Here is a 12,425-nt window from a genome sequence, read left to right on the forward strand (position 1 = left end):
GCATGCCGGGCCAGCTCCGGTTCTTGGCGGCTCCAGGCCCGCGCCGCGGCGCGCGATTCGGCCGCCCTCAGAGTCTCCGTCCCCAAGTCCACCGCGAGCGACGCCGGCGAGCGGGTGACGACGTGGGCGACGGCATGAGCCAGTGCCAGCACGTTGTCCGTCGCGTAGTGGCCGATTCGGTCCTCGAGCAGCCGGCGCAGCCACGGCTGGTAGTCAACGGCGACCACGGCCGCGTCGAAAATGGTCGGCAGCCGCGGCACGCGCAGCACCTGGCCGGCCAATGCGGCGCCCAAGCCGACCACGTGGGCACTGACCAGCGCCGCGCGGGTGGCCAGCACAAGATCGTCGCCAGGCAGGCCCTTCGACGACGGCGGGGTCCGACGGGCAGCCTGTTTGCCGGCCCTCTGCACGGGCGTGCCGGCGGCTGCCACCCGCGCTTCGGCGTTCTCGACCGCGCGACATAGCTCCCGCAGCGACGCCTGCTCGCTGTCGATGTCCACGACGACTCGCGACAACGGGCGATTCACCCTGGCGGCGGTGACCCCGGGCAGGGCGGTGACCTCGTCCAGCACGACGCTTCCGAGTTCGTCGCCGCCCGGACCGGCTAATCCGTGCACCTCGATCCAGGCTCGGGTGTCGCCTTGCCAGCAGTGCCGGGTCAGCGTCGAGCCGGAAAGTCCCCGCGAGAGCACTTTGGCCCCTTCGCGAACCGGCATGGTGGCGATCTCGAAGCTGGTCGACGCCAGCGACGTCGCGGTGGAGGTCGCAGTGTTAACCGACGCGCCGACGAGCGCTGACGTTGCCTGTATTCCCATCGCGACCGCGCGCAGCGGCGTGGATCTTGCCACGGATCCGACGGTACTCAATCGTTACTCGATGCCCTGGTCTACTGCCTGCCACGGGACTGGCCGCTGCGCGAGCGCTTGGCGGGCGCCTTCGCGGCCCGTGACGTCGTCTGCTTTTTGGGTGGTGCGGAAGACTTCTTGGCTGGCTCGGAACCCTCGGAAGCGTTCGACGTGGCCGGAGCAGCCTTCGCCGGCGTGCCGATTGCCGTCGGGCCGGATTGCCGGTTCAGCTGCCGCAACACGAGTGCGGCGCCACCGACCGCCAGGATCAAAGGCCACTCGACCAGCCCGGTGACGCCCAGCGCGCCCAACGTCAACGCGGCCGCGGGCGTCGAATGGCTGCCGCTGGCAACCCCGCGCTGGACACCAGATGCGGCTCCCTGGATAGCGCCGACGACACCGTTGACCGCGGCGCCGCCCACCGCGCCCGCTGCCATCGTGGTCGCGTTTGCAGCGCGACTGACTGTTCGACCTACGCCGCGTACCGCGTCGCCGACACCCATCATGACTCCCTGACCCCTGCTGATCCCCCTGCAGAACGGTTCGTCACGGTATACCCGCAAACGTGCCGTCCTCCCGGGAACAGCAAGATTCTGTCCAATATCTATAAGTCGCGAGTCCCGCAGCAAGCAAACATGCAGAAGATGTACAGCATGCTGCCAGTCAACGCGCCGGTATTTCGACAATACGACTCAATCAAGGCGCAAATCCACCATTACCGGTGCATGGTCGCTGGGGGCCTTGCCTTTGCGCTCGTCGCGGACGATTTGCGCGTCGACGACTCGTTGGGCCAGCGCGGGCGAAGCGAGGATGAAGTCGATGCGCATTCCTTGTCCCTTCGGGAAGCGCAGCGAGGTGTAGTCCCAGTAGGTATAGGTCCCGGGTCCGGGCGCGAAAGGCCGTACCACGTCGGTGAATTGGGCGTCGAGGATGGCGTTGAACGCCGTGCGTTCGGGCTCGGAGACATGGGTGCAACCTCGGTAGAATTCGACGCTCCACACGTCGTCGTCGGTGGGGGCGATGTTCCAGTCACCGACCAAAGCGATCTGCGCCGACGGGTCGTCGCGCAGCCACCCTTGGGCCGTATCCCGCAGGGCGGCAAGCCAATTCAGCTTGTAGGTGTAGTGCGGGTCGCCCACGGCGCGGCCGTTGGGAACGTAGAGGCTCCATACCCGCACGCCGGCGCAGGTGGCGCCCAGAGCACGTGCCTCGGCAGCGGCCGTCGTGTCCGGGTTACTGCTCCAGGTGGGCTGTCCGGGGAAGCCGACTTCGATGTCGTCGAGGCCCACCCGCGACGCGATCGCCACGCCGTTCCACTGGTTGAACCCGCAGTGCGCCACCTCGTAGCCGAGTTCGAAGAACGGCAGGGTGGGGAACTGGTCGTCGGCGCACTTGGTTTCCTGCATCGCCAGTACGTCGACGTCGGCGCGGCGCAACCAGTCGAGCACGCGATCCAGGCGGGTGCGAATCGAATTGACATTCCACGTTGCCAATCGCAAGCGCGGCGTCCCGCCATCAGCCACCTTGGGCATGGCGCGACCATAACCGTGGCTGCACAGTCACGTAACGGCTGAGATGGTGCAGCGTGAATCCGAGCGATTCAATGACGTTGCCGGCGAGCGTGACCTCGTCGCTGAGGCGGATATAGCCGCGGGTTGCCCCGCGACTGGCGCCCCAGGACAGCAGCGCCGCGCACAGCGCCGGGGCGTGCCGGCCAGTCACGATGCGCGGCGCCGACAAGCCGACCCATCGCGTGCCGTCGGGTGCATCGGTCACCGCGGCGCGACCGACCGCCGCATCCGGGTATCTGCCGAACGCGAGCTCTCCGTCGAGGATGGCGGTCAGCACGTCGAGGGGCACCTGGCGGTCATAGAGCCGCAGCCACTCGTCGTCCGGGCGGGCCGCCAGTAACACCGACGGGTCGAGATCCGTTACGCGCACGTCGCGCACCAGCATCCGGCGCCGGTGTTCACCTCCGGGCAGCCGCGTCAGGCGGTCGGGGACGGCCAGCCGCGGCGTCAGGCCGCGTCGGCTATACCAGTCCACGATCGCCGGGATGGCACCGGCGGTAGCCGAAACATCGAGTGGCACAGCCGAATTAGCGGCCAACGTGACGCCGTGCCCGGCGCGCACCAGCCAGCCGTCCAGCCAGGACTGCTCGGCGCCGGGCCACGCCAACGCCGCGGCATGCTCGAGCGCGCGGATCTGCGAGGTGCGCACCGGCGCATCCGTCAACACCCGCAGCGCCACTGCGTCGGCGGGCGCGAATTGCACCACCGCGCCGGTTTTCGTGCGAACCCGCACCACCGGGTCGATCTGCAGCAGGTGGCCGACCGCGTCGGTCAGCGGCGGCACCGACCCGGGAGGCCGGCGGTAGCGCACCGTCACCCGCGTCCCCAGATCAGGCCAGGAAAGCATCAGTGACCGAACGGGTCGGGCCCCTCACCCGGTGTCCACGAAAGTCCCGGCACACCCCAGCCGTGCGCTTTGACCGCCCGCTTGGCGGCGCGGGCGTGCCGGCCGACCAAACGGTCGAGATACAAGAACCCGTCGAGGTGTCCAGTCTCGTGCTGCAGCATCCGCGCGAACAGTCCGGTGCCTTCCACCGTTACCGGATTGCCGTCGGCGTCGAGTCCGGTGACCCGCGCCCATTTCGCGCGTCCGGTCGGAAACGACTCCCCGGGTACCGACAGGCAACCTTCGTCGTCGTTATCGGGATCGGGCATTGTCTCGGGTATTTCGGATGTTTCGAGCACCGGGTTGACGATCACGCCGCGGCGGCGGGCGGATTTCCCACGCTCATCGGGGCAGTCGTAGACGAACACTCGCAGCCCGACGCCAATTTGGTTGGCGGCCAAGCCCACCCCGTAGGCAGCCTCCATCGTGTCGTACAAGGTGGTGATCAATTCCGGCAGATCGGCGGGCAGCGAGCCGTCGGGGCCGACCCGCACCGGGCTGGTCGGGGTATGCAGGACAGGATCTCCCACGATGCGAATGGGTACGACGGCCATGGTGGGCAAGCCTAGGCCGGGCGACGATGCGCGCCGCAAAGCGGCGGGAGGAGGAGCACGGCGATCCAGCTTAAGCCTGGAGAAGTGACCCGACTCGCGGGCCTGGGTTACCGGCCAACAGTTGAGGGCGTGGTTGAATATCGCCGAAGCATGCCACTTCATAAAGACATTCAAGCCATTTGGGAATTCGCCGGAAGGGTCCAGGGGAAGCGATATGGACAGCGCCATGGCGCGGGCAAATCGATCGGGGGACGACTCCGAAATCGCCGATGGCCTGACCCGCCGCGAACATGACATCTTGGCATTCGAACGCCAATGGTGGAAATACGCGGGGGCCAAAGAAGAAGCCATCAAAGCGTTGTTCTCGATGTCAGCGACACGCTATTACCAAGTTCTCAACGCCCTGCTCGACCGGCCTGAGGCGTTGGCGGCCGACCCAATGCTGGTGAAACGGCTGCGGCGGCTGCGCGCCAGTCGGCAGAAGGCCCGCGCCGCGCGGCGGCTGGGTTTCGAGGTCACCTGAATCTGCACCTGCATTTGCGCCGTTTCGGGCACCGCTGGCTACAGTTGGCTCGATGAACGAACGCGTTCCGGACTCCTCAGGATTACCTCTGCGCGCCATGGTGATGGTGCTGCTGTTTCTGGGTGTGATCTTCCTGCTGGTCGGGTTGCAGGCGATGGGTTCTGGCGGGAGCTCTGATGACGACGACTCGACCTCGGTGACCACTGTGACGACGAGCACGCCGGCCCCGGCCAAGGGTGCATCGGCCGTGCACCGCTCCGATGTGCGGGTCTACAACATCTCCGGACAGGAAGGTGTGGCCGGTCGCACCGCCGACCAGCTAAAAAGCGCAGGCTTCAACGTCACCGAGGTCGGCAATCTCGCACTGCCCGACGTGGGAGCCACCACGGTGTACTTCAGCAACGCCGCGGGCGAGCGCGACACCGCCGACGCCGTCGGCAAGCAGTTGAATGCGCCGGTCAAGCCGCGTATCCCGGCCGTTGTGGACCAGCCGCCCGGCGTCATCGTGGCGGTCGCGGGCTAACCACATCCGGGCCGGCAAGGCGATAGGCTCTGGCTATGGTCAAGCCCGCGAAAACCCGCGCAGTTGCTGCCGCAACGACGTTCGGGGCGCTCGCTGTCCCGGCCGCGCTGCTGGGCGCGTGCACCCCGAACCAACCCCCGGCGAGCACACCGGGCACCACTCCGTCGGTGTGGACGGGATCACCCGCGCCGCCGAAAACGCCGCCGGAAGGGGGACCGGTGCCGCCGGAGAGCATCACCACTCACCTGCGGGCCCCCGACGGTACCCAGGTCGCGACCGCGACGTTCGAATTCGACCCCGGCTACGTGACCATCACCGTGCGCACCACCGGGCTGGGCCAGTTGACTCCTGGATTCCACGGCCTGCACATCCACTCGGTGGGAAAGTGCGAGGCGCAGTCGGTTGCACCCACTGGCGGTCCGCCGGGCGACTTCCTGTCCGCCGGCGGGCATTTCCAGGCTCCCGGGCACACCGGGTCCCCGGAAAGTGGTGACCTCACGTCGCTGCAGGTACGTAAGGACGGGGCGGCGTTATTGGTGACCACCACCGACGCGTTCACCAAGCAGGACCTGGTCTCCGGCGCTAAGACGGCGATCATCATTCACGCCGGCCCCGACAACTTCGCCAACATTCCGGCGGAGCGCTACACACAGGTCAATGGCACCCCCGGTCCCGATCCCATGACCATGTCCACCGGCGACGCCGGCAAGCGGGTGGCGTGCGGTGTCATCGGTTCCGGCTAGCCTGCCGGCCAGCAGGGCAGCCGCCCGCATCGATTTTGCCGGGTCACCCCGGCCGACGGTGGGTGTGGAATGGGAGTTCGCGCTCGTCGACGCGCAGACCCGAGACCTGAGCAACGAAGCCACCGCGGTCATCGCCGAAATCGGCGAAAACCCAAGAGTTCACAAGGAATTGCTGCGCAACACCGTCGAAATCGTCAGCGGGATCTGCGACTGCACTGGACAAGCGATGGAAGACCTGCGCTGCACCTTGCGAACCGCCCGCAAGATCGTGCGCGACCGCGGCATGGAGCTGTTCTGCGCGGGCGCTCACCCCTTCGCCCGGTGGTCCGCTCAGAAGCTCACCGACGCACCTCGCTACGCCGAGCTGATCAAGCGCACCCAGTGGTGGGGCCGGCAGATGCTGATCTGGGGGGTGCACGTCCACGTCGGAATCTCCTCGGCGCACAAGGTGATGCCGATCATGACGGCGCTGCTGCAGTACTACCCGCATCTGTTGGCGCTGTCGGCGTCCTCGCCCTGGTGGGGCGGCGAGGACACCGGGTATGCCAGCAACCGGGCGATGATGTTTCAGCAGCTGCCCACCGCCGGTCTGCCGTTTCACTTTCAAAAGTGGGCCGAGTTCGAAGGCTTTGTCTACGACCAGAAGAAGACCGGAATCATCGACCATATGGACGAAATCCGGTGGGACATCAGGCCCTCACCCCATAAGGGCACACTCGAGGTGCGCGTCTGCGACGGGGTGCCCAACTTGCGTGAGCTGGCGGCGTTGGTGGCGTTGACCCACTGTCTGGTGGTCGATTTGGACCGCAGGCTCGAAGCCGGCGAGACGCTGCCCAACATGCCGCCCTGGCATGTGCAAGAAAACAAGTGGCGCGCTGCCCGCTACGGCCTGGACGCGATCATCATCCTCGACGCCAACAGCAACGAACGCCTGGTCACCGACGACCTGATGGACGTGCTCAACCGCTTGGAGCCGGTGGCCAAGTCGTTGCACTGCGCCGACGAGCTGGCCGCCGTCGCCGACATCCCCCGGTTGGGCGCCTCTTATCAGCGGCAGCGCCGGGTGGCCGAGGAGCACGACGGTGACTTGCGCGGGGTCGTCGACGCGCTGATCGGCGAGCTGGACATCTGATGGCGGGTGGTACGGAACCTGTTGAGGTGCCGATGTTTCCGCTGGAATCGGCGCTCCTGCCGGGCGATGACCTGCCGTTGCGGATCTTCGAGCCGCGCTACGCCGCGCTGGTGCGTGACTGCATGCGCGAAACCGATCCGCGCTTCGGCGTGGTGCTGATCTCCCGCGGCCGCGAGGTCGGCGGCGGAGACACCCGCTGCGACGTCGGCGCGCTGGCCGGCATTGTGCAGTGCCTAGATTTGGGCGCCGGTCGCTACGGTCTGCGGTGCCGGGTGGGTGAGCGGATCCGGGTGCGCGAATGGCTGCCCGACGACCCCTACCCGCGGGCCATCGTGCAGATCTGGCCCGACGAGCCGGGTGATCCGGTCAGCGAGAACCAATTGCATGAGCTCGAAGATCGGGTGGTGGCGTTGTTCGAACGTGTCGCCGCTGCCCGTGGGGCTCGGCTGCCAGACCGCGAGACGGTATTGGCCTATGGACCGGATGCGTCGGGCGATGCCGGGAAGCGCCTCTATGCCCTGGCATCCCGACTGCCGATCGGCCCAGCCGACCGACACGCCATCCTGGCCGCGCCCTCAGCTGCGGAGCGGTTCGCGGCGCTGGGCGAAGCCGTCGACTCCGTCACGGCGATGGTGGAGTTTCAGCTGTCCGAGTAGCTGGGGGCGCTAGACCGGCAGTCGGCCTTCGATGAACACACTGCGCGGGGCGGCGTCGTCGGGGTCGCCGTCGGGTGAGCGGCCGTAGCGCTCCATCAGGTCCAGTGCCTCGATCGCCGTTACCTGCCAACCGCGTTGCGTCAGCCACTCGGTCAGCTCGGTGCGCTCCTCGATGAACCACAAGTCTTGCGCCGGCTGCATGTCACTGGACTCACGCAGGCGACGCATCTTCTCGCTGCGGCGCTCCAGATACTCGGAGTCGAAGAAGCTGGCGCTGAACGTGTCGACCGCCACCCGGCTGCCCGGCGCAGCGAGACCGGCGACCCGCTCGAACATCAGATCCTGGTCCGCCGCCGACACATACGGGATCAGCCCTTCCGCGCACCACGCGGTCGCTGCCGACGGGTCAAAACCCCCCTCACGCAACGCCTTCGGCCAGTCGTGCCGTAGATCCACCGGGACCGACACGTAGCCGATGGCGGGTCGGGCGCCGCGTCTGGTCAACGTGTCGGACTTGAACTGCAGCACCGTGGGCTGATCGATCTCGTATACGACAGTGCCGCCCACCCACGGCAGCCGCCAGGCGCGGCTATCCAGGCCCGCGCCCAGGATGACCACCTGCTGGATGCCGTTGGCGCCGGCGGCGATGAAGTACTCGTCAAACCACTTGGTCCGCGCCGCAGCGTAGCCGCCGAGCGCCCGTAGCCGCTCGGCCATCGGCCCTGATGACGGAGCTTGCCAACCCCGTTCGGTGGCAGCATCGACGAACCATTGCGCGTAAGGGTCGGTGAACAGCGGGCATTCGCATTCGGACTCCGCGGCCCGCGCGATCGCCACGCCCAGCGCTGTGGCACCGACGCTTTCGGTGATGTCCCAGCTATCGCTCTCAGGTCTGGTCATGACTACTCGGCAGTCTACCGTCCGCGCGGATGGCGGTTGTCGCAGCCGAATGTCGGGTTAAACCAGATATCAATGTCAAGCATTGCGGGACAAGCCATTTCGCATCGCCGCCCGGGCGCTGCGCTGCATCAGCCGAGGTGCAATGATCCGGTGCAGCGGGCCAACCACCGCCCAAACCGTTCGGGCGGCGACTTTGTGGTGATAGTGCAGGCGGGTAGTGAGTACCGCGCGGCCGTCCTCACGTCGCAGCGTCAGCTGGCCACGCATGAGTGGCCCGTCCGCCGCTAGCTCAACCTCATCGTCATCCGAACCCATGACGGCCCAGCCGATGAGATGCGCCGGCGAGGCATGCGGCCCCAACCGAAGTCGCAGGACGTGCCGGTGGATCCACAACACGAGACGTCCAAGTAGACGCGGTGTGTTCACCAGCGCGTCACGGAATGCTTGGTCGGCAGTGCGCACGTCGCCGGGAACGATCGGGGCGGCGAACACGTCGGTGTAATCGACCCCAGCCTCGCCGCTCTGTTCGGCCAGCGCTGCTGCCGCAATGCGTTTGAGCGTCCACCGCACCATGACCCGGTGGCCACCGGTGCCGATGACGAGGGCGCGATAGATCGTGCCGCGCAGGCCGGGAAATTTCGCCCAGGTCGCCGAACGCACGCGGGTCCGGTCGGGCCCGTCGGAATCCAACTCGAACACCCACCGGTAGACCGCGAACGGGTGGCGGCCCTTCATCGCGAACCGCTCGGGCGGTCGCGCTTCGTCGAGGACGAATCCGATCGGCACGGTGGCCGGATCACGCGGATCGCGGCACAGCACCCGCAACAACGCCGACCACGTTTCGGCCGGAGACGCGGGCACGGATATGGCATGCTCATCAATATAGGGTAATCGTTCCATATAGAAGGACCGTACTAGATCATGGCCCCGCCGCGGAAGCACCAAACCGATGTGATCCTCGACGCAACCCGTGCCCTGGTGCTCGCCGAAGGACCGCGCGCGGCGAGCGTCGCGGCGATTGCGAAAGCCAGCGGAGCACCGGCCGGGACGCTGTATCACCGGTTCGGCAACCGCAACGGCATCCTGACGGCGGCCTGGCTTCGCGCACTCGAGCGCTTTCAGGCCCGGGCGATGGCCGCAACCGGCGACACCGCCCTGGAGGCCGCCGTGGCGATGGCCGTGGCGGCGGTGCGCTTCATGCGCGAGTTTCCCGAGGACGCCCGGCTGCTGTTGACCATTCGGCCGGGCGATCTGCTCGACGGCGAACCCGACGCGGCGTTTCAGCAAACTCTTGCCGCCAGGAATGCGCCGCTGTTGGAGCGGGTGCGAGCTTTCGCGGAGGAGCTGTATGGCCGCAGCGATCCCCGCTGCGTCTACGCCGTCGCCCGGGCGGTCGCCGATCTGCCCTATGCCGTCGTGCGCCGCCACGCCTACGACGACCCGATGCCCACTTGGTTGGAGGACGACCTCGCCGCGGCGGCGCGCGCGCTTCTGGTGAGCTACGGCGAGCCCGCGAAGGCGCGCAGCGCCTCCAGCTGACGCGGATCCAATGAGGGCCGGACCTTTTCCCGCGCGGCGGCGACGTCGGCGGCGGTGACGTCGGCGGCGTCGATGGAGCGTCGCATCGCGGCGAGCGCGGCCTCCCGCAGCAAGGCCACACAGTCCGCGGCGCTATAGCCATCGAGCTCGGCGGCCAGCGCGTCGATGTCGACCTCGGCGGCCAGTGGAATCGACTTGCCTGCGGTGCGCAGGATGTCGCGGCGCGCCGCGGTATCCGGCGGCTCGACGAACACCAGCCGCTCCAGGCGTCCGGGTCGCAGCAGCGCGGGGTCGATCAGCTCGGGCCGGTTGGTGGCGCCCAGCACCACGACGTCGCGCAGCGGATCGATGCCGTCGAGCTCGGTCAGCAGCGAGGCCACCACCCGGTCGGCGACACCGCTGTCGAAGCTTTGGCCCCGTCGCGGCGCCAAGGCGTCGATCTCGTCGAGGAACACCAGCGAGGGCGCCGAGTCGCGGGCCCGTCGAAACAGTTCGCGCACCGCCTTTTCCGAGGCGCCCACCCACTTGTCCATCAGCTCGGAGCCTTTGACGGCGTGCACGGACAGTTGCCCGGTGCTGGCCAGTGCGCGCACCAGAAATGTCTTGCCGCAGCCCGGTGGGCCGTAGAGCAGCACTCCGCGCGGCGGTTCGACGCCGAGCCGGGCGAATGTGTCGGGGTGCTGCAGCGGCCACAGCATCGCCTCGGTCAACGCCTGCTTGGTGGCGGCCATGTCGCCGACGTCGTCGAGCGTGATACTGCCGACCGGCACCTCTTCGGCCGCCGAGCGTGACAGCGGCCGGATCACTTGCAAGGCGCCGAGCAGGTCGTCTTGGGTCAGGGCCGGTGGTTTACCGTCGGCGCTGGCTCGCGCCGCTGCCCGCAGCGCGGCCTCACGAACCACTGCGGCCAGGTCGGCCACAACGAACCCCGTTGTGCGGCTGGCAATTTCGTCGAAGTCGAGGTTGCTCGTGGGAACCGACTGCAGCAGGGCTTGCAGCTGTGCGGCGCGGGTGGCGGCGTCGGGCAACGCAACCACGAGTTCTCGGTCGCACAGATCGGGCGCCCGCAGCCGGGCGTCGAGGCGATCCGGTATCGCCGAGGTTGCGATGAAGGCGACACCGTCGCTGGCAACCGCCGCGCGCAGTTCCGCGAGGATCAGGGTGGCCACCGGCTCGGAGGTGGCCGGCAGCAGCGCGTCGATGTCGGTGATCAACAACACCCCGCCGCCGTCGCGGACTGCTGCGGCCGCGGACGTCACCGCTTTGAGCCGGTCTTCGGCGGCCAGCGCGCCGACCTCCGGGCCGTCGAGCTCCACCAGCCGACGACCGCCGCAGACCGCGCGCACCAGGGTCGCCTTGCCGACGCCCGCGGGACCGGACACCAGCACCCCCAGCCGGGCGTCCGCGCCCAGGGTTTGCAGCAGGTGCGGCTCGTCGAGCGCGAGCTTGAGCCACTCGGTCAGCTTGGCGGCCTGTGCGTGCATGCCCTTGAGGTCGTCGACGCCGACGGGGCGGACGGGCGGTTCTCGAGCGGCTTGGCGGACACCGGTTCCCCAGGTCACCGACGAGTTGGGCTGCACGCTCACCGGCCCGGCCGGGTCGACGCCGGTGACGGTCAGCAGCTCGGAGGTCCAGCTGATCCCGACCGCAGCCGCCAGCGCAGTGGCAGCCGCTCGGCTGCCGGCAGAAGCCGACGTTCCTGGCCCCAGATCGCGGGGAAGCAGCGATACCGCGTCGCCGACGGTAAGCACCTTGCCCAGTAGGGCTTGCCGCAGAGTGGCCGGCGCGACGGACTGGGTGGTCAGCGGTGAGCCGCTCAGCGTCACCGACCGTGCGCCATACACCGTGACCGCGGCGACGATCACCGGCATGCCCTCGAGCAGGCCGGCGTTCGACAGCGTCAGGTCGTCGAGCAGGATCGTGCCGACCGGGGTGTCTGCCCCCGCCATGCCGGCGACCGCCGCGGTGGTCCGCGACCCGGTCAGCGACACCGCATCCCATTCCCGAATGCCAAGGGCAGCAATGGCTTTCGGGTGCAACCGGACCACGCCGCGGCGGGAGTCGACCGGCGAGGTGTTCAGCCGGGCGGTGAGGGTCAGCTGTGGGGGCGTCATGTCCGGCCGGCTGGCTTGCGCAAACCCAGCCGGGCCATCGAGCGGCGGTTGGGCTGGGCCCGGCGGATCGCCCGCCGCACAGCGCGCCGCTGCTTGGGTCGCTCGCCCCACACCTCGGGGTGCTCGGCAAGCCAGCGGTGGCTGCGGACAGAGAACGGGATGTGGCACAGGTAGGCGGCGATGGCCAGCATGACCAGGACGTACGGAAACAGAAACGCCACAGCCGCGACAATCGCCAACACCGCCAGCAGCAGCGCGGCCAAGTTCGGCGGCACCGCAACCGCGTGCATCTTCTTCATCGGAATCCGGCTGACCACCAGCAGGGAACACGCCGCCACCCAGGCACAGACAAACCACGGGGAACTCCACCAGCCGCTGCCGCACTGCAGTTTGGCGGCCAGCGGTCCGAGCACCGCGATCGCGCCGGCCGGGGCGGGCA

At 68.2% G+C, this 12,425-nt stretch carries 13 protein-coding genes and 2 pseudogenes (1 of these 15 running past the window's edge); 6 read left to right on the top strand and 9 right to left on the bottom strand.

Annotation, left to right across the window (positions count from 1 at the left end; genetic code table 11):
* From ACFE99_RS15060 to ACFE99_RS15080, 5 genes and pseudogenes are all read right to left on the bottom strand, one after another.
* Positions 1–848: pseudogene (locus ACFE99_RS15060) on the bottom strand (cation-translocating P-type ATPase); the annotation flags it as partial.
* 38 nt (positions 849–886) lie between these two features.
* Positions 887–1,351 (bottom strand): hypothetical protein, encoded by a 465-nt coding sequence (locus tag ACFE99_RS15065; RefSeq protein WP_375486605.1) that lies wholly within the window; start codon positions 1,349–1,351, stop codon positions 887–889.
* A 186-nt stretch (positions 1,352–1,537) separates the two neighbouring features.
* Positions 1,538–2,344 (bottom strand): exodeoxyribonuclease III, encoded by an 807-nt coding sequence (locus ACFE99_RS15070; protein WP_375486628.1) that lies wholly within the window; start codon positions 2,342–2,344, stop codon positions 1,538–1,540.
* A gap of 16 nt (positions 2,345–2,360) precedes the next feature.
* Positions 2,361–3,263 carry a GNAT family N-acetyltransferase gene (locus ACFE99_RS15075; RefSeq protein WP_375486607.1) on the bottom strand — a complete coding sequence of 301 codons (903 nt, stop codon included), beginning with the start codon at positions 3,261–3,263 and terminating at the stop codon, positions 2,361–2,363.
* Positions 3,263–3,856 carry a peptide deformylase gene (locus ACFE99_RS15080; RefSeq protein WP_375486609.1) on the bottom strand — a complete coding sequence of 198 codons (594 nt, stop codon included), beginning with the start codon at positions 3,854–3,856 and terminating at the stop codon, positions 3,263–3,265. Before ACFE99_RS15080 ends, ACFE99_RS15075 begins: the two co-directional genes overlap by 1 nt.
* 214 nt (positions 3,857–4,070) lie before the next feature.
* Here ACFE99_RS15080 and ACFE99_RS15085 point away from each other — a divergent pair, with 214 nt between their 5' ends.
* The 5 genes from ACFE99_RS15085 to ACFE99_RS15105 are packed head-to-tail and all read left to right on the top strand — an operon-like array spanning position 4,071 to position 7,433.
* A complete protein-coding gene (locus tag ACFE99_RS15085; protein WP_375486611.1) occupies positions 4,071–4,379 on the top strand; it encodes a DUF3263 domain-containing protein in 309 nt (102 codons plus the stop codon).
* 52 nt (positions 4,380–4,431) lie between these two features.
* Positions 4,432–4,902, top strand: a complete 471-nt coding sequence (locus tag ACFE99_RS15090) for a LytR C-terminal domain-containing protein (RefSeq protein WP_375486613.1) — start codon at positions 4,432–4,434, stop codon at positions 4,900–4,902.
* Between the two features lie 35 nt (positions 4,903–4,937).
* Positions 4,938–5,645, top strand: a complete 708-nt coding sequence (locus tag ACFE99_RS15095; protein ID WP_375486614.1) for a superoxide dismutase family protein — start codon at positions 4,938–4,940, stop codon at positions 5,643–5,645.
* 1 nt (position 5,646) lies between these two features.
* Positions 5,647–6,777 carry a glutamate--cysteine ligase gene (locus ACFE99_RS15100; protein WP_375486630.1) on the top strand — a complete coding sequence of 377 codons (1,131 nt, stop codon included), beginning with the start codon at positions 5,647–5,649 and terminating at the stop codon, positions 6,775–6,777.
* Positions 6,777–7,433: an LON peptidase substrate-binding domain-containing protein gene (locus tag ACFE99_RS15105; protein ID WP_375486616.1), complete on the top strand. Its 657-nt coding sequence runs from the start codon at positions 6,777–6,779 to the stop codon at positions 7,431–7,433. Before ACFE99_RS15100 ends, ACFE99_RS15105 begins: the two co-directional genes overlap by 1 nt.
* 9 nt (positions 7,434–7,442) lie before the next feature.
* Here ACFE99_RS15105 and ACFE99_RS15110 read toward each other — a convergent pair whose 3' ends face one another.
* Together ACFE99_RS15110 and ACFE99_RS15115 are read right to left on the bottom strand one after the other, a co-directional pair.
* Positions 7,443–8,333 carry an SAM-dependent methyltransferase gene (locus ACFE99_RS15110; RefSeq protein WP_375486618.1) on the bottom strand — a complete coding sequence of 297 codons (891 nt, stop codon included), beginning with the start codon at positions 8,331–8,333 and terminating at the stop codon, positions 7,443–7,445.
* A 75-nt stretch (positions 8,334–8,408) separates the two neighbouring features.
* A complete protein-coding gene (locus tag ACFE99_RS15115) occupies positions 8,409–9,233 on the bottom strand; it encodes a hypothetical protein (RefSeq protein ID WP_375486620.1) in 825 nt (274 codons plus the stop codon).
* 21 nt (positions 9,234–9,254) lie between these two features.
* Between ACFE99_RS15115 and ACFE99_RS15120 the strand changes: the two genes are divergently transcribed.
* Positions 9,255–9,872: a TetR/AcrR family transcriptional regulator gene (locus ACFE99_RS15120; protein ID WP_375486622.1), complete on the top strand. Its 618-nt coding sequence runs from the start codon at positions 9,255–9,257 to the stop codon at positions 9,870–9,872.
* On the opposite strand, the gene ACFE99_RS15125 is transcribed toward ACFE99_RS15120, so the two are convergent.
* Both ACFE99_RS15125 and ACFE99_RS15130 read right to left on the bottom strand, forming a co-directional pair.
* Positions 9,833–11,986, bottom strand: a complete 2,154-nt coding sequence (locus ACFE99_RS15125) for an AAA family ATPase (protein ID WP_375486624.1) — start codon at positions 11,984–11,986, stop codon at positions 9,833–9,835. The genes ACFE99_RS15120 and ACFE99_RS15125 overlap by 40 nt on opposite strands.
* Positions 11,983–12,425 (bottom strand): annotated as a pseudogene (locus tag ACFE99_RS15130) (CDP-alcohol phosphatidyltransferase family protein); it runs 430 nt beyond the window's last position. Before ACFE99_RS15130 ends, ACFE99_RS15125 begins: the two are co-directional and overlap by 4 nt.

Origin of the sequence: uncultured Mycobacterium sp., from assembly GCF_964249325.1 — a bacterium.
GTDB lineage: Bacteria > Actinomycetota > Actinomycetes > Mycobacteriales > Mycobacteriaceae > Mycobacterium.